Source organism: Kitasatospora sp. NPDC058048, from assembly GCF_042885555.1.
Classification (GTDB): domain Bacteria; phylum Actinomycetota; class Actinomycetes; order Streptomycetales; family Streptomycetaceae; genus Kitasatospora; species Kitasatospora lactacystinica.
Genome location: NZ_JBHVRT010000062.1, coordinates 17,855 through 41,033, shown reverse-complemented (window position 1 = coordinate 41,033; position 23,179 = coordinate 17,855). Strand labels below are relative to the sequence as shown.

Genomic DNA, 23,179 nt, shown 5'->3' with positions numbered 1-23,179 from the left:
CTACCGAGCCGGCGTCGTCCTCGCCTCACTGATCCTGTGGCTGCGAGCCGACGAGAAATAGCCCCTGCCGAGATCAATTACGAGACACGCGCTAGAACGCCGCCCGCACCTCGCCGACCGGCACGCCGCCGCCGAGCAACGGGGCGGCGCCGATCCGCTCGACGGTCCCGTCCGCCCCCGTCACCCCGAGCCGGCGCAGCGCCGCCGCCAGCACCGGGCCGCGGGCCCGCTCGCCGCCGTCCTCGATCTTGAAGGCCAGCGCCCGCCCGTCCGGCAGCGCGACCACCTGGACGGCCTCGGCGCCCATCTTGGACAGCGCTCCCGGTACCGCCCGCATCAGCCGGGTGTCGGCCCGGCGGGTGCCGGCCACGTACTCGGGGTGGGCGCGCATCGCGTCGGCGACGCGACGCGGCTCGGTGCCCTCGGCGGCCAGCACCAGGCCGCGGTAGCCGCGGGCCAGCCCGGTCAGCGACACGGCCAGCAGCGGCGCGCCGCAGCCGTCCACCCCGGCGTGGGCGGCGGTCTCGCCGGTGGCCTCCTCCAGGGCCTCGCGGGCCAGCCGCTGGATCGGGTGGGCCGGGTCGAGGTAGCTCTCGGTGTCCCAGCCGTTGGCCGTGCAGGCGGCCAGCCAGCCGGCGTGCTTGCCGGAGCAGTCCATCAGGATCGGGGCGCGGCCGCCGCCGCCGGCGAGCAGCAGCTCCGCCTCGGTCTCGTCCAGCGGCAGGTCGGCCGGGGTGCGCAGGGCCGACTCGTCGAGCCCGGCGGAGCCGAGGATGCTCCGCACACCATCGAGGTGAAACGATTCTGCGGAGTGGCTGGAGGCCGCCAGCGCCAGCAGCTCGCCCTCGATCGCCAGCCCGGCCCGCAGCGTGGCCACCGCCTGGAACGGCTTGGCGGTCGACCGCGGGAAGACCGGGGCGTCCGGGTCGCCGAGCGCGAACTCGACCGAGCCGTCGGCCGCGAGCAGCACCAGGGAGCCGCGGTGGCGGCCCTCGACGAAACCGGAGCGCACGACCTCGGCGAGAACGGGCGTGGTGGCGGGCAGGGACATGGCGGGTGAGCCTTCCGGGGCGAGGGTGGGCCGGGCGTGAGCCGGGCCCACCGCCCGCGGCGACTCACCCGGTCAGAGCGGCCCCCCTGCGAGCAGGTCGTCGACCCGTGCTTCCCCATCACGGTACCTGCGGGTGATCTCGGCATTGCAACCGTCGGCCGTGCGCAGCAGCCGCTGGCGCCGTCCGGACACCTCCCGCTCGTGCGCCCGCAGCCGCTCCAGCGCGGCCAGCAGCTCCTCGGCCGGGTGCGCGGCCAGGTCGGCGAGCTGGACGTCGCCCATCAGGGCGTCCGCCTCCAGCCCGGACTCCCGGGTGCGCGGCGGGCCGAGGGTGACGTGCCGGGCCGAGCGCCGCACGGTGGAGGGCGCGTCGGTCAGGATCGCGGGCAACCGGTCCAGCAGGTCGCCGGGGGCCGGCTCGGGGCCGGACGGGCCGGCGGTACGGACCGGGCCCGCTCCGGGCCGCCGGTCGAGTTCGGCGCGCAGGATGTCCATCCGCCCGTGCAGCAGCCGCCGCAGGTACGACAGGTCGGCCTCCTGCTCCAGGGTCTCCCGGCGCAGCACCCGCAGCTGCTCCAGGCCCAGCCGCTCCAGGTCGGGTTCGTCCCCCGCGCCCGCCGCCGGGCCGTACGGGGCCCCGGGGGGCCGCACCACCGGCCCGGACCGGTCCCGCGCCGCGCTGCTCGCGTCCATCACCCAACCACCTGACGTCGTCCGATCCCGCCCGCTCGCGGCACCCCGTGCCTGCCGCCGGTCCGGCCCGTCCCCCGACGGGCCGCACGTCCCGTCCACCGGCACGCCCGGGAACCCCCCGGAGGCTCCGGTCCCCGGCCGCGTCCGCCCACCGGGGCGGCACCGCCAGACGCCTGACCTACCGGCTCGACCGCCAGGCCGAACCCGGCCCGGCGCGGCGGACCTCCTGGCGCCCCGGACCCTTCGTACGGTCCACCAGCGTGCCACCCCGCCCGGCGCACGCGCACCGCCCGTGCACCCGAACGGCCCCCTGGCGAACAGGGGTGGCTGATATGACCGGTCCTTTCCGCAGGAAGAGCAGCGCCCGATTCGGCGCAGGCGCGCACCCAGGGGCGCTCAGAGCCACTTCACGCGCCCCTGGTGTGCGCCCTGGGGAGGCCAACCGGGGCGCACGGGAAGGGTGCGGCGCGGGCCCGGAGGCACGACGGGCGCGGGGCGCCGGGGCGGTGGGCGCACGGCGTCCGGCGCGGGCGGCAACGGGCGCACGGGCCGACGCGCGGGGAGGCCCCCCACGGCCGCCGGGGGCCCTCCGGGGGCCGTACGGCGCTCCGGCACAATGGCGGCATGCGAGCAGTGGTGCAGCGAGTGACCGAGGCCCGGGTGACCGTGGCCGGTGAGACCGTCGGCGCGATCGAGGGACCGGGGCTCTGCGCCCTGGTCGGCGTCACCCACGACGACACCCCCGCGAAGGCCGCCCAGCTGGCCCGCAAGCTCTGGACGCTGCGGCTGCTGCCCGCGAACGACGAGGGCGTCGAGCAGAGCTGCTCGGACCTCGGCGCCCCGCTGCTGGTGATCAGCCAGTTCACGCTCTACGGCGACGCCCGCAAGGGCCGCCGCCCCACCTGGAACGCCGCCGCCCCCGGCCCGGTCGCCGAGCCGCTGGTCGACGAGGTGGTGGCGCAGCTGCGGGCGCTGGGCGCCAAGGTGGAGACGGGCCGGTTCGGCGCCGACATGCAGGTGGCGCTGGTGAACGACGGCCCGTTCACCGTCCTCGTCGAGGTCTGAGCGGCCCTTACTGCGGGACGATCACGTCCTGGGTGCCGGGCACCGTCCCGGCCAGCAGCACGGCGTCCACCGGGACGTTCCGCTTGACGATCGCCAGCGCGATCGGCCCCAGCTCGTGGTGCCGGGCCGAGGAGGTCACGAAGCCCAGCGCCCGCCCGTCCGGGTCGGTGGCCAGCCGCACCTCGGTGCCGTGCGGGGGCAGCGACTCCTCGGTGCCGTCCAGGTGCAGGAAGACCAGCCGGCGCGGCGGCCGGCCCAGGTTGTGCACCCGGGCGACGGTCTCCTGGCCGCGGTAGCAGCCCTTCTGCAGGTGGACGGCGGTGCGCAGCCAGTCCACCTCGTGCGGGATGGTCCGGTGGTCGGTCTCGAAGCCCAGCCGGGGCCGGTGGCCCTCGATCCGCAGCGCCTCGTACGCCCAGACCCCGGCCGCCGGGCCGTACCCGGCGGTGAGCCGCCCCAGCTCGCCGCGCGGCACGAACAGGTCACGCCCGTACGGGAGTTCGCGGACGGCGGCGGCGCCCTCCACGGAGGCGGTGGAGCCGGCCGGCAGGTGGACCACGGCGTACTCGGCGGTCGCGTCGGCGACCTCCACCCGGTAGAAGAACCGCATGCCGTCCAGGTAGGCGACCAGCGCCTCCTGGGTGCCCGGCTCGACGTGCGCCCAGGTGGTGGTGCCGTCGTCCACCAGGTAGAGCGCGTGCTCGACGTGCCCGTTCGGGGAGAGCACCAGCGCCTCGGCGGCCTGCTGCGGCGGCAGCTCGCTGACGTGCTGGGTGAGCAGCAGGTGCAGCCAGGAGAGCCGGTCCGGGCCAGTCACGGTGACCACGCCGCGGTGCGAGAGGTCGACGAAGCCGGCGCCCTGCGACAGGTTGCGTTGCTCGCGGAAGATGTCGCCGTAGTGGGCGGCAACACCCTCGTCGGCCCCCTCGGCGGGGACGGCTCCGGGCAGGGAAAGCAGCGGGCTCTTCACACCGGTCATACCGGCCAGCTTACGGCTGCTCCCCGGCGGCCTTGGCGGTGCAGTCGGCGCAGCGGCCGAAGATGGCGAAATGCTTGAGGTCGGTGTCGAAGCCGTGCCGCTCGCGCAGGCTGTCGATCAGCGGCTGGGCGATCTCGGTACTGGTCTCGGTGACCTGCTCGCAGTCCCGGCAGACCAGGTGCAGGTGGTGGTGGCGGCCGGCCAGGTGGTAGGTCGGGGCGCCGTGGCCGAGGTGGGCGTGCGACACCAGCCCCAGCTCCTCCAGCAGCTCCAGGGTCCGGTAGACGGTGGAGATGTTGACGCCGCTGGCGGTCCGGCGGACGTGGCAGAGGATGTCGTCGGGGGTGGCGTGGTCGAGTTCGTCGACGGCCTCCAGCACGAGCTGGCGCTGCGGGGTGAGCCGGTACCCGCGTTCGCGCAGGTCGGCCTTCCAGTCGCCGGAGAGCTGCCAGTCGGTGGTGCCGGTGTCCGCCACGGTACTCGTCCCTGCCAATGGTCGGGGGTCCTGGGGCAAGTGTAGGGACCGGCCGCGGGCCGGTCCCTACCTCGTGCACGGAAGTGCCGGTCGTGCGACCGGCCTGCGCCATCGGCCTACTTGAAGAACGCGATGCCGTCGTCCGGCAGGTCGTTGATGTCCTTGATCAGCTGGGCCGGGCTGAGCACCTTCTTCAGCTGCGCGGACATGTACGGGCGCAGCGGCACGTTCGGGGCGGCCTTCTCGCCGACCCAGAGCAGCTCGCCGTTGACGAAGCCGTACAGCCGCTTGCCGCCCGAGTACTCCGGGGAGCCCTCGATCCGGGCGACCGCGTCGGTGGAGACGTCGACCTGCGGCTTGCCGTCGGCCAGCTCGCCGTACCAGATCTCGACCGTGCCGTCGTCGCGCACGGAGGAGATCTCGATCCCCCGGGCGCCGCTGGTGCCGTCGTGGTTGCTGGTGATGCGCCAGAACGCGTGCTCGTTCTCCAGCGGACGGACCTTCTCGCCCTCCTCGTTCAGCACCCAGGTGCGGGAGCGGAACTCCAGGAAGGGGCGGCCGTCGTGGCGGATCACGATCTCCTGGCCGAAGTTGCACTTCTCCGCGCCCGGGCCCCCGTCACCCGGCAGAGGGGCGTAGACGCCCGCGCCCTCCCAGGTGCCGAGGAGGAAGGCGAGCGGGACGACGTCCTTGTGGAGGTCGGAAGGGATCTCGATCATGTTCCTGGTCGCTGTTCTCGTCGGTGTGGGCCTGCCTCAACCGTACGGCAGGCTCAGCGCTGGCCCTGGTACAGCTTCATCACCGAGAAGATGGCGAACCAGGTGATCAGCACGGCCATGAGGGCCAGCAGACCGTCGAAGAAGATTTCCAGACCGGACACGGGTGGCTCCCAGGCGGCGACAGTGTGGTGGATTGTGCTCGGCTCACTCTATCCGCCGGGTTCCGGCCGGTCGCGGTGAGCCCCACCACGTCGCGGTTCGCGCCGCCCCACCGCGGCTGCCCAAGCTTTGCCCAAGGGTTCCGGGGATGCCGGACGGCGGGGGCGGCCCGACCTCTATGGTGGCGCCATGTCGAAGAAACTGGTCATCAAGGTCACCGCAGGGGCGGACGCGCCGGAGCGGTGCTCGCAGGCGTTCACGGTGGCGGCGGTGGCCGTCGCCAGCGGGATCGACGTCTCGCTCTGGCTGACCGGGGAGTCCTCCTGGTTCGCGCTGCCGGACCGGGCGGCGGAGTTCGAACTGCCGCACGCGGCACCGCTGCCGGACCTGCTGGAGTCGATCCTGGCGGCCGGCTCGGTGACGCTGTGCACCCAGTGCGCGGCCCGGCGCGGGATCGAGCAGAAGGACACCGTCGAGGGTGTCCGCATCGCGGGCGCCCAGGTCTTCGTCAGCGAGATCATGGCGGACGGCGTCCAGGCGCTCGTGTACTGACGCCTCCCCGGGCCCTACGGGTGCTCCTCGTGGTCGGGGCGGTCCCGGTCGTGGCCGGGCTCGTCCCACTTCGGGTCGTCCCAGCGCGGGTCGTCCCACCAGTCGTCGTCCGGGTCCCGCTTGTTGGCGAACACCGCGGCGGCGGGCGGGATGACCATCGCGACCACGCACATGCCGATCGCCGCGCCCACCGAGAAGAACCGCACCACGCCCCAGGCCATGACGAACAGGCCCAGGCACACGCCCATCATGGCGAAGTAGTAGCGACGCCGCCGCCTTGCCTGCACCCCTCCACGGTACGACCGAGGGCCCCTGCACGGCAGGGGCCCTCGGGATGATCCGGGAACGTCGCGGCTCCGGTCAGACCGCGATCGCGACCTCGACGGCGGTGCCCTGGGAGGCCACCACCTGGCGGTCCACGGTCTGGCCCGGCACCAGCGCGCGCAGGGTCCACTTGCCCGGGCGGGCGAAGAACCGGAACTGGCCGGTCGCCGAGGTGGGCACCTCGGCCGTGAACTCACCGCCCTCGTCCAGCAGCCGGACGTAGCCGTTGACCGGCTCACCGTCGCGGGTCACCGAACCCTGGATGATCGTCTCGTTCGCCACGTCAACTCCTGCCAGGTCCGGGCCGCCGGCCTTCGCACCGCACATGTCTGCCTACCTTCTGACTTACTGGCCTTCTGACTTACGGGTCGGGCCTGGGCTCAGTTGCCGAGCTCGATCGGCACGCCGACCAGGCTGCCGTACTCGGTCCACGAGCCGTCGTAGTTCTTGACGTTCTCCTGGCCGAGCAGCTCGTGCAGCACGAACCAGGTGAGCGCGGAGCGCTCGCCGATGCGGCAGTAGGCGATGGTGTCCTTGGCCAGGTCGATGCCCTCGGCCTCGTACAGCGCCTTGAGCTCGTCGTCGCTCTTGAAGGTGCCGTCGTCGTTGGCGTTCTTGGCCCACGGGATGTTGCGGGCGCTCGGCACGTGGCCGGGGCGCTGCGACTGCTCCTGCGGGAGGTGGGCCGGGGCCAGCAGCTTGCCGGAGAACTCGTCGGGCGAGCGGACGTCGACCAGGTTCAGGGTGCCGATGGCGGCGAGCACGTCGTCGCGGAAGGCGCGGATCGAGGAATCGACGGCCTGCGCCGTGTACTCGGTGGCGGGGCGGGCCGGCACCTCGGCGACCAGGTCGCGGGAGTCCAGCTCCCACTTCTTGCGGCCGCCGTCCAGCAGGCGGACGTCGCCGTGGCCGTACAGCTTGAAGTACCAGTAGGCGTACGAGGCGAACCAGTTGTTGTTGCCGCCGTACAGGACGACGGTGTCGTCGTTGGCGATGCCCTTGGCGCTGAGCAGCGCCTCGAAGCCGGCCTGGTCGATGAAGTCGCGGCGGACCGGGTCCTGGAGGTCCTGCTTCCAGTCGATCCGGACGGCGTTGCGGATGTGGTTCTTGTCGTACGCGGAGGTGTCCTCGTCGACCTCGACGATCACGACCTTCGGGTCGTCCAGGCGGGCCTGGACCCAGTCGGCGTCGACCAGGACGTCGCTGCGGCTCATGGTGGGGTTCTCCATCCGAGGGCGGTTGTACGGAAGGTGCTGCTCAGGAGGGTGCTGCAGGGTGCCCGAGTGGGCGCGGTCCGAAATCCTGTCCGAATACCGGGACGAGGGGGCGGACCGGCGCGGCCGGGCAGTGAACTGCGGAGTACCTCGGCGACCGCCCGCTCACAGAGCCGGACGCGGTCACCGGAAAGATCGGCGGCGGGCTTCAACTGCCCAGCCGGAGCGCCGAATCAGCGCATTCGACACAGACAGGCGGACACGCGGCACAGGTCTACCGCCCGCCGCTTCGTGAGGTCCGTCTGTCGCTTCATGCCGACGATGCTAGGGACACCGGAGGCCCGCTGTCATCAGCGTATCGAATGGTGGGATCGAAACGACCGCATGATGGGATTTAGCCCCGGACCGGCCCGCGGGAGCCCGCACCGAAGCCGTCCGAACGCATGCGCGGGGCGGAAACGGCACCGCTCCGCGGTCCGCGCTGGACAGCGCGTCTCGCGGAGCGGAACGATTCGGCGGCCCGGGAACGGGACCGGAGACAGGGACTGGAACCAGGACCGGCCGGGGATCAGCCCAGCAGCTTGACGCCCTTGCCGTCGAAGGCCAGCTGGAGGCCCTCCGGCAGCGGCGTCACCCCGCTGCCGCCGTCCTTGTCGGCCAGCTTCAGCCCGGCCGGCAGCGAGTCCAGGGTGAAGCTCATCGGCTCCAGCTGCTGGTTGGTGGCACCGGCCACCAACCCCGCCAGCGAGCTCAGCCGGAAACCGTCCACCGTGACGGTGTTCCCCTTGTTGTGCACCGTGCCCTCGCCGATCGCGATCGGCCCCAGCGAGGCCTTGACCTTGCCCGGACCGGCGTAGGACAGCGTCAGCCGCGAGCTGCCGCCCACCGGCAGCTTGGCCCCGTGCAGCAGCTGGGAGGCCGGCGGCAGCAACTGCGCGAGGTCCGGGTACGAGATCACCCCGCTGCCGGTGCCGCTGTCCACCGTGGCACTGCTCATGCTGTCGCTGACCTTGACGCCGGACAGCTGCGCCTTGAACGAGTGCAGCGCCACCTGGTGACTGCCGTCCCCGACGGTCAGGCCGTCGGAGGAGATCCGGACGTCGTCCAGCTTCATCGACACCACCTGGGTGAGGAACGGGAAGCCCTCGATCGAGACGTCCGGGCGCTGGCTCATCCGGCCGCTCTTCACGATCCGGTCGGCGGCCTCGTCCTCGGCCACGCCCACCGCGATCCGGTCGGCCCCCAGCAGCAGGCCCGAGAGCACCGCCAGGCCGATCGTGGCCTTCAGCCATCCGCGCATCGTGTCCCCCGTCGTCGCCGCTCGCTGTGGTCGTTCGTCGCTGAAATCGTTCGCAGTCGGTCGTTCGCAGTGGGTCGCTCGTCGTTCCGCGGCGGACGCGGGACACGTCCGCCCTCGCACGACCGTACGACGTCCGGCCCCGGAACATGGTTCCGGAGCCGGAATCCGACCCTGCGCGCAGCGGACGGGAGAATCAGGCCAGCAGCTCGGTGGCGATCCAGATCAGCGGCGCGGCCACCGCCAGCGGCAGCGCCACCCCCGCCGTCATGTGCACGAAGCGGGACGGGAAGTCGTACGCCGCGACCCGGCGGCCGACCAGCGCACCCAGCCCGGCCAGCGCACCGAGCGCCACCGGCGCCCCGACCAGCAGGCCCAGGACCACCGCCGCGGCCAGACCCAGCACCGGGCCCAGCTGCTTCGGTCCGGGCAGCGGCGCCGCGGCCAGCAGGGTGGCCAGCGCCACCGCGCCCACCGCGGCCGGCACCCAGTCGGCCAGCAGCAGCATGGTGCACAGCGCGGTCACCACGGTGGCCGAGCCGAGCACGGTCAGCGCGTAGAACCGCTCCTTCGGATCCGACGGACGGAACGTCTGAAGCACCAGGACGAGCAGGAAGAACCCGCCCAGGGTGCCCACCACCGCCGCCACGCCGCCGTCGGAGTCCGCCAGCAGCACCGCCACGTCCGCCGTGAGACCGGCCAGCGCGGCGAGCAGGATGCCCTGCCGGGCCGGCCACATGCCGTTCAGCCGGAACCAGCCGGCCGCCGTCAGCAGCTGGAGCAGCGCGACCACCAGGGCCAGCGCGACCTGCCCGAGCGCGGCACCGCCGGCCAGCAGCGCGGCCGCACCGGCGGTGATCAGGGCCGGCTGCAGGCCCGGATCGATGATCGGCGAGCCGGTCCGGCCGCGCGGGCCCGCGGACGGCGCGGACGACGGCGGGACGACCGGGAACGGCGCCGCGGCGGGAACACCCAGCGGGCCGGGGGCCCCGGCCGGACCCGGCACGCCGGGGGCGGTCGGGCGCTTGAGCGTCATGGTCGGCGGATCGAAAGCCTCCGCCGGCTGCGGCGCGGGAGCCGGCTGCGCCGCAGGGGCCGCGTGCCGGGCCCGCGGCCTCGACGGCTGCTGGAGCTGGAGCTGGATCGTCGGGTCCGGCTGGGGCTGCACCGGCTGCTCCGGCTGCCCCGACTGCCGACGCCGCTGCTGCCTCGACTGCGGCTGCTGCGGCGGCTGGGGTTGCTGCGGCGGCTGCTGCGGCTGGAACTGTTGGGGCTGCTGCTGGTAAGGCTGAGGCTGTTGCGGCTGGTGGAGCCGGGGCTGCGGCTGGAACTGCTGCTGGTGGGGCTGGTGCGACCGGGGCGGCGCGACCGGCACCGAACCGGACACCACCACCGGCGGAAGCAGCGCCGTCACCTCGGCGTCGTCCACGGCCCGCACCGGCGGCATCACCGTGGTCGCGGCCCCGTCGTCGAACGCGGGCACCGGCGGCATCACCGTGGTCGCCGCAGCGTCGTCCACCGGGAAACCGTACGGCGACGGGTGGCCCGGCTGCTGCTGCGGGACGTGCGACTGCTGCGGGTGCGGGTGCTGCTGCGGGTGCTGCGGGTGCTGCTGCTGTGCCCGGGGCGGGTACGGCTGCTGCGGCTGGTGGGGCTGCTGCGGCCATCCGCCGTAGCCGCCGCGGTTCGGGTCGTTCGGGTCGTTCGGGTTGTTCATGTCCGTCACGCCGCTCAGCCTCCCGCGAACGGGGGGAGGACCTCCACCGTCCCGCCCTCGGTCAGGGCGACGGTCGCGTGGTCGCGGCCGCCCACCTGGGCCCCGTCGACCAGGTACGAGCAGTGCCCGAGCAGCCGGACGAGCTTCGGCCGGTCGGCGTGCCGCTCCCTGGCCGCCGTCAGCGCCTCCGCCAGGGTCGCCGCCTCGTACGCCTCCTCGGCCAGCCCGGCCTCGGACTTCGCCGCCGCCCAGTAGCGGATCGTCCCGCGCGCCCGGGCGCCGCTCGCGGGCTCGGTGGTCACGCCCATCGGGCCACCCCTTCTCGTCGTCCTCGCCCGGTGCCGGTGTCCCGGTCCGGCTCGACACCTCAGCGGCCGCCCGACCACCCGAACGATGGACCCGAACAGCGCCTTCGATGTGCGTCCCATGATGGCGTGTCCACCGCCACGAGCGGCAATCGCCCTGGCCGGGCCGGCCCGGAGAAAGGCACCGGAGCGCCACCGAGGTGCGCCGGACCGGCGCTCGAAGCTGTGTCCAGCCTCACCCGGCGCACGCCCGAATTGGGCGAACCGCCGGATTCCCGCACTCCCGGTGGAGGGGGCGGTCGGCTATCCTCGACCACCAAGAGGGATCCGGGCAGAGTCGCCCCCGGGTCCTTTTGTGCTTTCAGGACGCCAGTACGGACGTTCTTGCGATTCGTCGGCCCACCCCCGGCGCGCAGCAGGAACCACCCCGCCTGACGCGGCACAACGACGTGCCCCGGCCGGCCGGGGCACCGCCACCGGCACCGGGCCGCCACCCGGCACCGGACCAGACCGGAGGGTTCGCGGTGATGAACAGGGCAGAAACGGTGCGCCAGGGGTTGCGGGACCCCCGGCCGACCCGCCGTCGCGCCCTGCTCGCCGTCCGCTCCCCCGGTCCGCCGCGGCCGACCGTCGTCCTCCCCTCCCCCTCAGCACGTGCGCCATCCGGCTGTGGCGGCAGCCGTAACGCGACCGCGACGACCCGGAAAGGGGACCACCGGGCATGAGTTCTCTCCTCCTCCTCACCAATGCGCTGCAACCCTCCGCCGAGGTGCTGCCCGCCCTCGGACTGCTGCTCCACAACGTCCGGGTGGCGCCCGCCGAGGGCGCGGCCCTGGTGGACACCCCCAGCGCGGACGTCATCCTGGTCGACGGCCGGCGTGACCTGCCGCAGATCCGCAGCCTCTGCCAGCTGCTGCGCTCCACCGGCATCGGCTGCCCGCTGATCCTGGTGGTGACCGAGGGCGGCCTGGCCGCCGTCACCGCCGAGTGGGGCATCGACGACGTCCTGCTGGACACCGCCGGCCCGGCCGAGGTCGAGGCCCGGCTGCGGCTCGCCCTCGGCCGCCTCCAGGTCGTCACCGACGACAGCCCGATGGAGATCCGCAACGGCGACCTCTCGGTCGACGAGGCCACCTACTCCGCCAAGCTCAAGGGCCGGGCGCTCGACCTCACCTTCAAGGAGTTCGAGCTGATCAAGTACCTCGCGCAGCACCCCGGCCGGGTCTTCACCCGGGCGCAGCTGCTCCAGGAGGTCTGGGGCTACGACTACTTCGGCGGCACCCGGACCGTGGACGTGCACGTCCGGCGGCTGCGCGCCAAGCTCGGCGTGGAGCACGAGCAGCTGATCGGCACCGTGCGCAACGTCGGCTACCGCTTCGTCGTCCCGGAGAAACCCGAGAAGGGCGAGCGGCCGGAGCTCGCCCAGCGCCCCGCCACCCACCTGGACGCCTGAGCCCGGGCCCGCCCGGACACCGCTCCGGAGCCGGGCGGGCCGCGGCCCGCCCGGCTTGTCCGGTTCCTCCCGGAGGGGCCCGTCGGCCTGCCGAACAGGGCCCCGGACCCCACTGCCGCCCCGGAGGCCACACGCGTAGACTCCCCCCGTGGCCAAAGTGACGCGCGACGATGTAGCCCGGCTGGCTGGTACCTCGACCGCGGTCGTCAGCTACGTCATCAACAACGGGCCGCGCCCGGTCGCGCCCGCGACCCGGGAGAAGGTCCTCGCGGCGATCGAGCAGCTCGGCTACCGGCCGAACAGCGTCGCCCAGGCGATGGCCTCCCGCCGCACCAACCTGATCGGCATGGTCGTCCCGGACGCCCGCCAGCCCTTCTTCGCCGAGATGGCGCACGCCGTGGAACGGGCCGCCTCCGACCGCGGCAAGCTCGTGCTGATCGGCAACTCCGACTACGTGGACGACCGCGAGGTGCACTACGTCCGCGCGTTCCTCGGGATGCGCGTCTCCGGCCTGATCCTGGTCAGCCAGGGCCCCTCGCAGCGCGCCGCCGAGGAGTTCGCCGCGATGGAGGGCGCCAAGGTGGTGCTGCTGCACCGCCGGCCCGAGGCGATCGACGACGTCGCGGTGGTCACCGACGACGTGGCGGGCGCCGAGGCCGTGGTCCGCCACCTGCTGGAGGTGCACGGGCACCCGTACGTGGCCTGCTTCGGCGGCCCGGTCGAGTCCCCCGCCCCCGGCGACCCGGTCATCGACCACGTCGAGGGCTGGCAGCGCGCCATGGACGCGCACGGCATCCCCACCGAGCCGCACCTGATCGACGCGCCCTTCCACCGCTACGGCGCCTACGACGTCGCGCTCGGCCTGCTCCGCTCGCCGGACCGGCCGCGGGCGATCTTCTGCTCCACCGACGACCAGGCGATCGGCGTGCTGCGGGCCGCCCGCGAGGTCGGCCTGCGGGTCCCGGAGGACCTCGCGGTGGCCGGCTTCGACGACGTGCCGGAGGCCGCGCTCGCCGACCCGCCGCTGACCACCGTCGCCTCCGACCGCGACGCGATGGCCCGGGCCGCCGTGGACCTGGTGCTGGACGACTCGCTGATGGTGCCCGGCTCGGACACCGAGCGGGTCCGCACCTTCCCGTCCCGGCTGGTCATCCGCCGCTCCTGCGGCTGCGGCGGCTCCGCCCCGGACCGATCCGTACCGGAGTAGCCGATTCCGCTCGGCAGGCCGCCTGACCAGGCTTTATGAGAATCCAACGGGCTTCTCTCCCCGTTCTGAGCCGGTTCTCATGCACTCCTCATGCAGCGGGACGAGCTTGGTCGGCATGAGCGAACAGCAGCGGTACCCCGGCGAGCAGTACGGCCCGTACGAGCCCCACGCGTCCCACCCGCAGCACCAGCAGTACAGCCAGTACAGCCAGTACGGCCAGTACGAGCAGCAGGGCCCGGACCGGGCCCCGGAGCCCCGGGTGATCGAGGGCACCGTGCTCGGCGGCGGCCCGACCCCCGGCGCCCACGGCACCACCGGCCCGGCCGGGTACGGCTACCGCGAGGACCACTCCGGCGGCGTCTTCGACGGCCCGCCGCCGCCCCCGCCCACCCCGCCCGAGCCGCCCACGATCCTCGGGCCGGGCTCCCCCGAGGGCCCCGGCGACCACGGCAACCGGGCCCGGCGCGGACTGCTGCGCGGGCGGCTCGCCCTGGTCACCGCCGTCGCCGCGATCGCCGCCGTCCTCGGCGGGGTCACCGGCGGCCTGGTCGCCACCGACCGGCAGGGCACCGACAACCGCGTCGGCACCATCGCCAGCCCGGTCTCCGCCCGCTCCGACGGCAGCGCCGACGTGGCCGCCATCGCCGCCGCCGTCTCGCCCAGCACCGTCCAGATCACCGTCAAGAACGGCAACGGCACCGCCACCGGCACCGGCGTCGTCCTCGACACCGACGGCCGGATCCTCACCAACTACCACGTGATCGACACCGCGACCGCCGGCGGCCGGATCACCGTCACCTTCAAGGACGGCTCCACCGCCCAGGCCACCGTCACCGGCACCGACAAGGCCCTCGACGTCGCCGTGATCACCGCGACCGGCGCCAAGAACCTCACCCCCGCCGTCCTCGGCGACTCCTCCGCCGTGGCCGTCGGCGACCCGGTCGTCGCCATCGGCAACCCCGACGGACTCACCGGCACCGTCACCTCCGGCATCATCAGCGCCGAGAACCGCGACGTCACCGTCCAGCTCGACGAGGGCAGCACCAGCAACAACGGCGGCTTCGGCCTCCCCTTCCTGCCCGGCGTCCCCGGCCTGCGCGGCACCACCCCGCAGCCCACCGGCGGCAGCAGCACCACCTACAAGGCCTTCCAGACCGACGCCGCGCTCAACCCCGGAAACTCCGGCGGCCCGCTGATCAACGCCGGCGGCCAGGTCATCGCCGTCAACTCGGCGATGTACGCGCCCGGCGGCTCCGGCTCCTCCGGCGGCGGCTCGGCCGGCAGCGTCGGCCTCGGCTTCGCCATCCCGATCAACGACATCAAGCAGGTCCTGCCGAAACTCGAAGCCGGCCAGAACCTGTGAGCCACACTCGCTGAGACGGACAATTGCTCCCAGCAGGCCCTCCACCCGACGAGAAAGGGCACCCGCCCATGACCCCGTCCGCCGACGACCGCACCACCGCCGAGGCCGGCCACCCCTCCGCCCGGCTCCTCGTGGTCGACGACGAACCCGCCCTCCGGGACGCCCTGGAGAGCAGCCTCGCCTTCGAGGGGTACGAGGTCGCCACCGCCACCGACGGCTACGAGGCCCTGGAATCCGTCGAACGCGACCGGCCCGACCTCGTCCTGCTGGACATCATGATGCCCCGGATGGACGGCCTCACCGCCGTCCGCCGGATGCGCTCGCGCGGCGACACCGTCCCGGTCCTGATGCTGACCGCCCGCGACGCCGTCGGCGACCGCGTCACCGGCCTCGACGTCGGCGCCGACGACTACCTCGCCAAGCCCTTCGAGCTCGACGAACTGCTCGCCCGCGTCCGCGCCCTGCTGCGCCGCAACGCCCTCGCCGCCGAGGCCGCCGCCCGCGCCGCCGTCGAGGACGAGAGCGAGGTCCTCTCCTTCGCCGACCTGCGGATGAACACCGCCACCCGCGAGGTCACCCGGGCCGGCAAGCCGATCGAGCTCACCCGCACCGAGTTCATGCTGCTGGAGATGTTCCTCGCCCACCCCCGCCAGGTCCTCACCCGCGAACAGATCCTCAAGGCGGTCTGGGGCTTCGACTTCGAGCCCTCCTCCAACTCCCTGGACGTGTACGTGATGTACCTGCGCCGCAAGACCGAGCAGGGCGGCATGCCCCGCCTGATCCAGACCGTACGCGGCGTCGGCTACGCCCTGCGCCAGGCCGCCGGCACGAGCGCGTGAACAACGTTCCGCCCCCTCCGCTGACCCCTCCGCAGGCCCGGCCCCGCACGCCCGACCGCCGACAGCGCCTCCTCCACTGGTTCCGCTCCCGCTCCCTGCGCAGCCGCCTCATCTTCCTGAGCGCGGCGGCGGTGGCGGTGGCGATCGCGCTGTCGGCACTGGCGTGCTGGTTCATCGTGGAGAAGCAGCTGTACGGGCAGGTGCGGGCCGACCTGGCCGGCGCGACGCTGCCGCCGCCGCCCCGCGGGGTGCTCAGCCTCCCGTGCTACGCGACGCCGGATCTCGCCCTGCAGAACCAGCCGAGCAGCACAGCTACGGAGAACAGCGCAGCAGTCGTCAGGGACACCCAGTACGTCGTGGCCAATCCGGCGGGTGTCTGCCTGCCCCCGTACGCGACCAAGGCGATCGTAGTCATGCCCGGTGACTCGGCGGGGTTCAGCCTCAGGAACGGCCAATCGATCATCCGTGACGGCCAATTCACCGACGGTACTCCTGCGGTCGTCCGTATTTCACTGACCCACTTCTCGTCACGCCCCGCTCTGCTGATGGTGGCCACCTCCACCCAACCCGTCGAGGACTCCCTCCAGGGCCTCGCCATCCTCCTCGCCTCGGTCTCCGTCGGCGGCATCCTGCTCGCCGCCGTCGCCGGCCGCTTGGTCGCCCGCTCCGCCCTGAAGCCCGTCGACCAGCTCACCGACGCCGTCGAGCACATCGCCCGGACCGAGGAGGTCGGCAGCACCATCCCGGTCCACGGGGACGACGAGATCGCCCGGCTCTCCACCTCCTTCAACTCGATGAGCACCGCCCTCGCCAACTCCCGCGAGCGGCAGACCCGGCTGATAGCCGACGCCGGGCACGAGCTCCGCACCCCGCTGACCTCCCTGCGCACCAACGTCGACCTGCTGATCCGCAGCAACGACACCGGCCGCCCGCTGCCCGCCGCGACCAAGACCAAGCTGCTCGGCAACATGAAGTCGCAGATGCAGGAGCTCACCCTGCTGATCGGCGACCTGCTCCAGCTCTCCCGCCCGGACACCCCGAAGAGCGGCCCGGCCCTCACCGTGGTCGCCCTGCACGAGATCGCCGGACGGGCCGTCGAGCGGGCCGAGCTGCGCGGCCCGGGCCTGGTGTTCGAGACCGACACCGAGCCCTGGTACGTGCACGGCGACGCGGCCGGGCTGGAACGCGCGGTGATCAACCTGCTGGACAACGCGGTCAAGTACAGCCCGCCCGGCGGCACCATCGAGGTCCGGCTGCACCAGGGCGTGCTGACCGTCCGCGACCACGGCCCCGGGATCCCTCCGGACGAGCTCCAGTACGTCTTCGACCGGTTCTGGCGCTCGCCCTCCTCGCGCCAGCTGCCCGGCTCCGGCCTCGGGCTGTCGATCGTCGCGCAGAGCGTCCGGGAGGCGGGCGGCGAGGTCACGCTCGGTCCGGCGGGCGACGGCGGCCCGGGCGCGCTGGCCACCGTCCGGCTGCCCGGCGGCCCCGCCCCTCCCGGGCCGGCTTACGGTCAGTCGATGTCGCTGCCCGGGCCGATGATCTTGATCCGGTCCTGCGCCGGGGCCTGGAGCGGCGAGGCCGCCGAGCTGTGGGCGCTCAGGTAGGTCGCGAAGACGTCCAGGTCCGAGGCGCCGACCAGCTTGTCGGTGCCGGCCGCGAAGGCCGGGAAGCCGTCGCCGCCGCCGGCCAGGAACTCGTTGGCCGCGACCCGGTAGGTGGCGGCCGGGTCGACCGGGGCACCGTTCAGCCGGACCGAGTCCAGGACCACCCGGTCCGCGCCGGTCTTGCGCATGTCCAGGGTGTAGTGCAGGTTCGAGGACACCTGGAGGACCTTCGGCGCGGCGGTGTTGGAGCCGCTCACCTGCTGCTGGAGCAGCTGGATCAGCTGGGCGCCGGTCAGCGTCTTGACCTGCATCATGTTGGTGAACGGCTGGACGGTGAACGCCTCGCCGTAGGTCACCACGCCGTCGCCCTCGGCGCCGGAGGCCTTGTAGACCAGGTCGGAGCGAATGCCGCCGGGGTTCATGAAGGCGACCTGCGCGCCGCCCTTGTCGGCCGGGGCGAGCCCGGCGAGCTGCGCGTCGGCGATCACGTCACCGAGCGGCTTCTCCAGGTCGCTGTTGCCGCGGCCGTTGATGTCCGAGGCGATGTAGCCGATCGGACGGTTGGCGATCGGGGCGGCCAGCTTGGAGTAGCGGTCGACCAGCGCCGTCATGTCGGGCGCCTTCTCGACCGTGCGGCGCACCACGTGGTTCTCGGCCTTGACCGAGGGACGCACGATCTCGCCGGTGGTCTTGTCCAGCTTCATGTCGATCTCGGTGAAGAGCCGGCCGAAGGAGGCGGCACTGGTCACCGAGCGCGGGACGCCGTTGGGGTCGGGGATGCTGCAGGCGTACGCGTTGTGGGTGTGGCCGGTGACGATGGCGCCGACCGCCGGGTCGATCTTCTTGGCGATGTCGACGATCGGGCCGGAGATGCCCTGGCCGGCCGCGCCGCAGTCGTAGTTGTAGACGCTGCTGGCCGGGTACCCGCCCTCGTGGATCAGCGCGACGATCGAGTTGACGCCCTTGGCCTTGAGCTCGGCGGCGTACTTGTTGATCGTGGTGACCTCGTTGGCGAACTTCAGGCCCTTGACGCCCTCGGCGGTCACGATGTTCGGCGTGCCCTCCAGGGTGACGCCGATGAAGCCGACCTTCACGCCCTGGGACTTGGTGATCCAGTACGGGGCCAGCAGCGGCTTGCCGGTCTTCTCGTCGGTGACGTTGGCCGACAGGTAGTTGAAGTTGGCGCCCTTGAAAGTGCGGCCGGGCTCGTAGCAGCCGTCGGTCGGGTGGCAGCCGCCGTCCTGCATGCGGCGCAGCTCCTGCGCGCCCTCGTCGAACTCGTGGTTGCCCACGGAGGTGACGTCCAGGCCGAGCTTGTCCATCGCCTCGATGGTCGGCTCGTCGTGGAAGAGCGCCGAGGTGAGCGGGCTGGCGCCGATGATGTCGCCGGCCGCGACGGTGATCGAGTCGTCGGCCGGGATGCGCGCCTTGCGCAGCTCGGTGGCCAGGTACTCGATGCCGCCGGCCGGGGTGGCGACCTCCTTGCCGGTGGCCGGATCGATCTCCTTGATCGTGCCGGACGAACCGGCCGGGGGCTCCAGGTTGCCGTGGAAGTCGTTGATCGCCAGCAGCTGGAGGTTGACGGTCTTGTGGCGCTTGGCGTCGGCGTCGGCGGCCTGGGCGGCCGTCGGCACGACCACCGTGCCGAACAGACCTGCGGCGGCGACGACGGCGAGCGCCGTCCGTCGGGATCTGACGGTGAGCATGAAGGGTTCCCCTGCACCTTGGAAGGAGCACCGGCTGTGGACAGCATCGGCGTTCGAACATGTGTTGCGACTGCGAAGCCTAGGGTCAACGCGCGTAGCTGTCAGGACGTCGAACGTAACGAGAGGATTACCTACTGACGAACCGTCGCCGTCCGCCGGATGCGGAGACCGCGCGGAAGCGCCCCGACGACCCCGCTCAGACGCCCGGCTCGGCAGCCAACTGCCGTTCCGCACGCACCCGTTCGGCCACCGCATCCTCGGTCATCGCGCGGTCGGTGTAGACCAGCGGACGCTCGGCCTCGGTGATGATGTGCTTGACCACCTGGACGTTGCCGTTGACGTCCCAGACCGCGATGCCCGGCGACAGGGTGGGAATGATCTCCACCGCCCAGCGCGGCAGGCCCAGCACCCGGCCGGTGGCCCGCGCCTCCTCGGCCTTCTGCATGTAGATCGTCCGGGTGGAGGCCATCTTCAGGATCGCCGAGGCCTCCTTCGCGGCCGCGCCGTCCACCACGTCGGACAGGTGGTGCACCACCGCCACGAAGGACAGGCCGAGCCGGCGGCCGAACTTCAGCAGCCGCTGGAACAGCTGGGCCACGAACGGGCTGTTGATGATGTGCCAGGCCTCCTCGACCAGGAAGATGCGCTTCTTCCGGTCCGGCCGGATCCAGGTGTGCTCCAGCCACACCCCGACGATCGCCATCAGGATCGGCATCGCGATCGAGTTGCGGTCGATGTGCGAGAGGTCGAAGACGATCAGCGGCGCGTCCAGGTCGATGCCGTCGGTGGTCGACCCGTCGAACATGCCGCGCAGGTCACCGTCGACCAGCCGGTCCAGCACCAGCGCCACGTCCAGGCCCCAGGACTGCACCTCGTCCACCGCCACGCCCAGCGACTCCACCGAGGACAGCTCGGGGCTGCGCAGGGTGTCGATGATGTCGTTCAGCACCGGCTGGCGGTCCTGCACCGAGGCCACCACATGGGCGTGCGCGGCCTTCAGCGCGAAGCCGGCCCGCTCCTCCAGCCCGCGCCCCATCGCCACCTCGACGATGGTGCGCAGCAGCGACAGCTGGCCGGTCTGGGTGATCGCCGGGTCCAGCGGGTTGAGCTTCACCCCGCCGTCCCGGGCCGCCATCGGGTCCAGCCGGACCGGCTTTATGCCCAGCGCGTTGGCGATCAGGTTCCACTCGCCCACACCGTCCTCGCCCTGCGCGTCCAGCACCACGACCTGGCGGTCACGGAACCTCAGCTGCCGCAGCACGTACGTCTTCTCCAGCGCCGACTTGCCGTTGCCGGACTCCCCGAGCACCAGCCAGTGCGGGGCGGGCAGCTGCTGCCCGTACAGCTGGAACGGGTCGTACACGTACCCCTTGCCGCTGTACACCTCGCGGCCGATGATCACACCCGAGTCCCCCAGCCCCGGGGCGGCGGTGGGCAGGTAGACGGCCTGCGCCTGGCCGGTGGAGGTGCGCACCGGCAGGCGGGTGGTCTCCACCTTGCCGAACATCAGGCTGGTGAACGCATCGGTGAGGTTGCCGAGCGCCATGGGCGGTCTCCTGACGGGTCAGCGGTGGACGGACGTGCGGGTGCGCGGGTGCGCGGGTCGGCCGGTGCGCTCAGCGGCGGATGCCGGTGGCGAACGGGAGGGTGTTGACGAAAGCCCGGTGGTGCTCGCGGTCGCACCACTCCAGCTTGAGGTAGCTCTTGCCGGCCGAGGCCCGGATGGTCCGCTTGTCGCGGGCCAGCGCGTCGGGGTTGCGCGAGGAGACCGTGATGTAGCCGACCAGGTTCACCCCGGCCGCGCCGGAGGCCAGGTCGTCGCCGCGCTGGTCCACCCGGCCGGTGTGGGCCAGGTCGCGCGGGTCCACCGTGCGGTTCATCTTGGCCGCACGGCTGGCCTCGGCCTCGTCGTTGGTCTTCTCGGTCAGCATCCGCTCGATCGCGACGTCGGTGGGCTCCAGGTCCATCGTCACCGCCACCGTCCGGATCACGTCCGGGGTGTGCACCAGCAGCGGCGCCAGGAAGTTGACGCCCACCGGGGTGAGCGGCCACTCCTTGACCCACGCGGTGGCGTGGCACCACGGCTCCCGGGTCGCCGACTCGCGGGTCTTCGCCTGCAGGTACTGCGGCTGCGTCGCGTCCAGCTCGGCCGGCCAGGCGTTGCGCCGGGACATCGCCTGGATGTGGTCGATCGGGTGGTCCGGGTCGTACATCGAGTGCAGCAGCGAGGACAGCCGGGCCTGGCCCAGCGGCTGGCGCACCCGGATGTCCGCCTCGGCCAGCCGGGCGCAGATGTCCGTCAGCTCGCGCGCCATCACGGCCGCCAGCCCCTCGTCGTCCCGCGCCCGCCGCCCGGTGGCCGTCCGGCCCATCGCGTGCGCCTCGGCCGCCAGGTCACGGGTGTAGTGCATGCAGGCCACCAGGTACGCCCGGTGCTGCTCCGAGGAGGTCGACACCATCGACTGGAGCTGGTCGTACGAGTCCTGCAGCCAGCGCGGCGAGGACGGGTCACCGCGCCGCTCGACGTCCTTGGCGTGCGCGTCCGGGTCCGCCGGCAGGGTCCGGGCCAGGATCTGCAACCGGGTCACGAAACCGTCCCCGTTGGCGACGTGCTTCAGCAGCGTCCCGAACCGGTCGACCAGGGCCTCCTGGTCCTCCGAGTCGCGCAGACCGACACCCGGACCCTCGATCTCGATCGCGGCCGTCACCGTACGCCGCTCCAGGTGCATCAGCACCCCGACCTCGTCCGGCCCGAACGGCGCCGCCAGCCAGCGCAGCCGCCCCACCCCGGGCGGCGGGCCCACCTCAACCTCCCGGCCGTCCAGCCGGGTGCCGGCGTCCATCACGTCCGAACGCCACACCGCCCGCCCGCTGCGGACCGTCCGACGGTAGGTGCGGTTGATCTCCACCCACTTGTAGAACGTCCGCCTGCGGTACGGCACGTACACCGCCGCGATGGCGAGCGCCGGCAGACCGACCAGACCGCCGATCCGCAGTGGCAGGACCGGCATCAGCAGGCCCCAGAGCATGCCGAGGAAGGCCCCGAAGATGATCAGCACGATCTCGCCGGACTCCCGGTTCCGGCCGATCGGCGCGTTCGGGCGGGCCTTGCCGATCAGGTAGGTGCGGCGCTGGTGCACGTACGGCTGGGCGTACTGGGCACCGTACTGGCCGAGCGGTTCACTGCTCACTTACCCGTCACCCTCCCTTCGCTGGATTGCTGTCGCGGATCGGAACCGGGGCCTGCGGCGGCCCGCCCTGCGGCGGCGGGGCCGGCGTCCGGCCCGCGTGGGCGGCGATGCCCGGCGCGACCGAACCGCCGCCGGCACCCCCGCCACCCGTGCCGGCCCCCTGCGGACCGCGGTCGCCGTGGGTGGTGATGCCCTGCTTCATCAGGTTCGCGGTGCCGTTGATCATCGCCGAACCGGCCTGCACGGCGTTGGCCCGGGCCCCGCGCATGTTCAGCAGCTCGTCGCCGAAGCCCGGCACGAAGCGGTACACCGAGGCACTCGCGAAGATCGACAGGAACAGGATCGCCAACCCGGACAGCACCCGGGCGAAATCGTCGTCGGCCCCGGACCCCGTCGCCACCGCCCCCGCCAGGCCCAGGATGACCACGATGATCGGCTTCGCCAGATCCACCGCCAGCATCACGCCCGCCCAGCGCCGCACGTGCTTCCACAGCTGCCGGTCCACCAGCCCCGCGTACACCGCCGTCCCCAGCAGCGCGCCGACGTACAGCATCGCCGCCCGGATCAGCAGCTCGATCCAGAGCACCGCCGCCGCCAGCACCGCGACCAGCGACACGATCACCAGGATCAGCGGACCGCCGCCCACGTCACCCTTCTCCAGCGTGTCGGCGAACCCGCCCAGGTACGACCCGGTGTCCGTCTTCGTCCCGACCGCTATCGCCTTGGTCAGCCCGTCCGTCACGCTCACCACGGTGAACAGGATCAACGGCGTGAACGCCGACGCCACCACCGTCAGCCACAGAAAGCCGATCGCCTCCGAGAACGCCGTCGTCAACGGCGCCCCCCGCACCGCCCGCTTCGCCACCGCCAGCAGCCACAGCACCAGCGTGATCACCGTCGACACGGCGAACACCACGGCGTACTGCTGCAGGAACGACGCATTGGTGAAGTCCACCTGCGTCGTCCCGTCGATCGCCCCCGACAACTTCCGCACCACCCACGCCGCGGCCTGCGCACAGCTCTTGGCCAACGACCCGAGCGGGTCGGTCACGGCCCCGACGGTGCCGCTCCCGGGGAGGGAGCTCCCCCCGGGCTTGTCCACGCAGAGAATGCCGTTCCCTGAGATCGGCAGGTCAGGGCAATTGGCGTTGGCGCTGGGCGTCGGAGTGGCCGTCGGCGAAGGCTCGGCGAACACCCGCTGGGCCGCCGACAGCGCCGCCACCTGCAAGGTGGCCAGCACACCGGCGAGGGTGCCCACACGGC

General features: G+C 72.7%; 23 protein-coding genes. 7 read left to right on the top strand and 16 right to left on the bottom strand.

The annotated features are described in order from the left end of the window. Window positions 1-91: 91 nt before the first annotated feature. Window positions 92-1,051 carry an asparaginase gene (locus ACFVVA_RS39570; RefSeq protein ID WP_387695523.1) on the bottom strand — a complete coding sequence of 320 codons (960 nt, stop codon included), beginning with the start codon at window positions 1,049-1,051 and terminating at the stop codon, window positions 92-94. Window positions 1,052-1,123: 72 nt separating this feature from the next. Then, window positions 1,124-1,744: an ABC transporter substrate-binding protein gene (locus tag ACFVVA_RS39565; RefSeq protein ID WP_387695522.1), complete on the bottom strand. Its 621-nt coding sequence runs from the start codon at window positions 1,742-1,744 to the stop codon at window positions 1,124-1,126. Between the two features lie 624 nt (window positions 1,745-2,368). On the opposite strand from ACFVVA_RS39565, the gene dtd reads away from it, so the two are divergent. Continuing rightward, the gene (gene dtd, locus ACFVVA_RS39560; RefSeq protein ID WP_387695521.1) at window positions 2,369-2,809 is read left to right on the top strand and encodes a D-aminoacyl-tRNA deacylase; all 441 of its coding nucleotides are present in this window, start codon (window positions 2,369-2,371) and stop codon (window positions 2,807-2,809) included. A 7-nt stretch (window positions 2,810-2,816) separates the two neighbouring features. On the opposite strand, the gene ACFVVA_RS39555 is transcribed toward dtd, so the two are convergent. The 3 genes from ACFVVA_RS39555 to ACFVVA_RS39545 all read right to left on the bottom strand — a co-directional run bounded on the left by ACFVVA_RS39555 (window position 2,817) and on the right by ACFVVA_RS39545 (window position 4,982). Beyond that, on the bottom strand, window positions 2,817-3,779 hold the full coding sequence (locus ACFVVA_RS39555) for a folate-binding protein (protein WP_359909431.1): 963 nt from the start codon (window positions 3,777-3,779) through the stop codon (window positions 2,817-2,819). A 19-nt stretch (window positions 3,780-3,798) separates the two neighbouring features. Further along, a complete protein-coding gene (locus ACFVVA_RS39550; RefSeq protein ID WP_387695520.1) occupies window positions 3,799-4,263 on the bottom strand; it encodes a Fur family transcriptional regulator in 465 nt (154 codons plus the stop codon). Between the two features lie 116 nt (window positions 4,264-4,379). Next, the gene (locus ACFVVA_RS39545; protein ID WP_359909407.1) at window positions 4,380-4,982 is read right to left on the bottom strand and encodes an FABP family protein; all 603 of its coding nucleotides are present in this window, start codon (window positions 4,980-4,982) and stop codon (window positions 4,380-4,382) included. A 348-nt stretch (window positions 4,983-5,330) separates the two neighbouring features. On the opposite strand from ACFVVA_RS39545, the gene ACFVVA_RS39540 reads away from it, so the two are divergent. After that, window positions 5,331-5,693, top strand: coding sequence for a DsrE family protein (locus ACFVVA_RS39540; RefSeq protein WP_359909410.1), 363 nt, complete (start codon window positions 5,331-5,333; stop codon window positions 5,691-5,693). Window positions 5,694-5,707: 14 nt separating this feature from the next. On the opposite strand, the gene ACFVVA_RS39535 is transcribed toward ACFVVA_RS39540, so the two are convergent. The 7 genes from ACFVVA_RS39535 to ACFVVA_RS39505 form a co-directional block, all read right to left on the bottom strand. Continuing rightward, window positions 5,708-5,980, bottom strand: a complete 273-nt coding sequence (locus ACFVVA_RS39535; RefSeq protein WP_359909413.1) for a DUF3099 domain-containing protein — start codon at window positions 5,978-5,980, stop codon at window positions 5,708-5,710. A 73-nt stretch (window positions 5,981-6,053) separates the two neighbouring features. After that, window positions 6,054-6,344, bottom strand: coding sequence for a DUF1416 domain-containing protein (locus ACFVVA_RS39530; RefSeq protein ID WP_030059605.1), 291 nt, complete (start codon window positions 6,342-6,344; stop codon window positions 6,054-6,056). Between the two features lie 53 nt (window positions 6,345-6,397). Continuing rightward, window positions 6,398-7,231, bottom strand: a complete 834-nt coding sequence (locus ACFVVA_RS39525; protein ID WP_380354414.1) for a sulfurtransferase — start codon at window positions 7,229-7,231, stop codon at window positions 6,398-6,400. A gap of 233 nt (window positions 7,232-7,464) precedes the next feature. Beyond that, on the bottom strand, window positions 7,465-7,545 hold the full coding sequence (locus tag ACFVVA_RS39520) for an Ms5788A family Cys-rich leader peptide (protein WP_353652343.1): 81 nt from the start codon (window positions 7,543-7,545) through the stop codon (window positions 7,465-7,467). A gap of 254 nt (window positions 7,546-7,799) precedes the next feature. Continuing rightward, window positions 7,800-8,531 (bottom strand): DUF2993 domain-containing protein, encoded by a 732-nt coding sequence (locus tag ACFVVA_RS39515; RefSeq protein ID WP_387695519.1) that lies wholly within the window; start codon window positions 8,529-8,531, stop codon window positions 7,800-7,802. A 193-nt stretch (window positions 8,532-8,724) separates the two neighbouring features. After that, entirely contained in the window at window positions 8,725-10,254 is a 1,530-nt protein-coding gene (locus tag ACFVVA_RS39510) for a hypothetical protein (protein ID WP_387695517.1), read from the bottom strand. Between the two features lie 5 nt (window positions 10,255-10,259). Continuing rightward, entirely contained in the window at window positions 10,260-10,553 is a 294-nt protein-coding gene (locus ACFVVA_RS39505) for a MoaD/ThiS family protein (RefSeq protein ID WP_387695516.1), read from the bottom strand. Window positions 10,554-11,271: 718 nt separating this feature from the next. Here ACFVVA_RS39505 and ACFVVA_RS39500 point away from each other — a divergent pair. The 5 genes from ACFVVA_RS39500 (at window position 11,272) to ACFVVA_RS39480 (ending at window position 17,019) form a co-directional block, all read left to right on the top strand. After that, window positions 11,272-12,003: a response regulator transcription factor gene (locus tag ACFVVA_RS39500; protein ID WP_387695515.1), complete on the top strand. Its 732-nt coding sequence runs from the start codon at window positions 11,272-11,274 to the stop codon at window positions 12,001-12,003. Window positions 12,004-12,151: 148 nt separating this feature from the next. Beyond that, complete coding sequence (locus tag ACFVVA_RS39495) at window positions 12,152-13,210, top strand: LacI family DNA-binding transcriptional regulator (protein WP_387695514.1); 1,059 nt, start codon at window positions 12,152-12,154, stop codon at window positions 13,208-13,210. A 115-nt stretch (window positions 13,211-13,325) separates the two neighbouring features. Then, entirely contained in the window at window positions 13,326-14,573 is a 1,248-nt protein-coding gene (locus tag ACFVVA_RS39490; RefSeq protein ID WP_387695513.1) for a S1C family serine protease, read from the top strand. A 68-nt stretch (window positions 14,574-14,641) separates the two neighbouring features. After that, entirely contained in the window at window positions 14,642-15,412 is a 771-nt protein-coding gene (locus ACFVVA_RS39485) for a response regulator transcription factor (protein ID WP_359915066.1), read from the top strand. Beyond that, window positions 15,409-17,019 carry a sensor histidine kinase gene (locus ACFVVA_RS39480; protein ID WP_387695512.1) on the top strand — a complete coding sequence of 537 codons (1,611 nt, stop codon included), beginning with the start codon at window positions 15,409-15,411 and terminating at the stop codon, window positions 17,017-17,019. Before ACFVVA_RS39485 ends, ACFVVA_RS39480 begins: the two co-directional genes overlap by 4 nt. Here the strand turns inward: ACFVVA_RS39480 and ACFVVA_RS39475 are convergent. The 4 genes from ACFVVA_RS39475 to ACFVVA_RS39460 all read right to left on the bottom strand — a co-directional run bounded on the left by ACFVVA_RS39475 (window position 16,926) and on the right by ACFVVA_RS39460 (window position 23,156). Further along, window positions 16,926-18,725: a bifunctional metallophosphatase/5'-nucleotidase gene (locus ACFVVA_RS39475; RefSeq protein WP_387695511.1), complete on the bottom strand. Its 1,800-nt coding sequence runs from the start codon at window positions 18,723-18,725 to the stop codon at window positions 16,926-16,928. The genes ACFVVA_RS39480 and ACFVVA_RS39475 overlap by 94 nt on opposite strands. A gap of 196 nt (window positions 18,726-18,921) precedes the next feature. Further along, window positions 18,922-20,271, bottom strand: coding sequence for an ATP-binding protein (locus ACFVVA_RS39470; RefSeq protein WP_387695510.1), 1,350 nt, complete (start codon window positions 20,269-20,271; stop codon window positions 18,922-18,924). Between the two features lie 70 nt (window positions 20,272-20,341). Beyond that, window positions 20,342-21,916, bottom strand: coding sequence for an SCO6880 family protein (locus ACFVVA_RS39465; RefSeq protein WP_387695509.1), 1,575 nt, complete (start codon window positions 21,914-21,916; stop codon window positions 20,342-20,344). A gap of 7 nt (window positions 21,917-21,923) precedes the next feature. Next, the gene (locus ACFVVA_RS39460) at window positions 21,924-23,156 is read right to left on the bottom strand and encodes a hypothetical protein (RefSeq protein WP_387695508.1); all 1,233 of its coding nucleotides are present in this window, start codon (window positions 23,154-23,156) and stop codon (window positions 21,924-21,926) included. Window positions 23,157-23,179 lie beyond the last annotated feature (23 nt).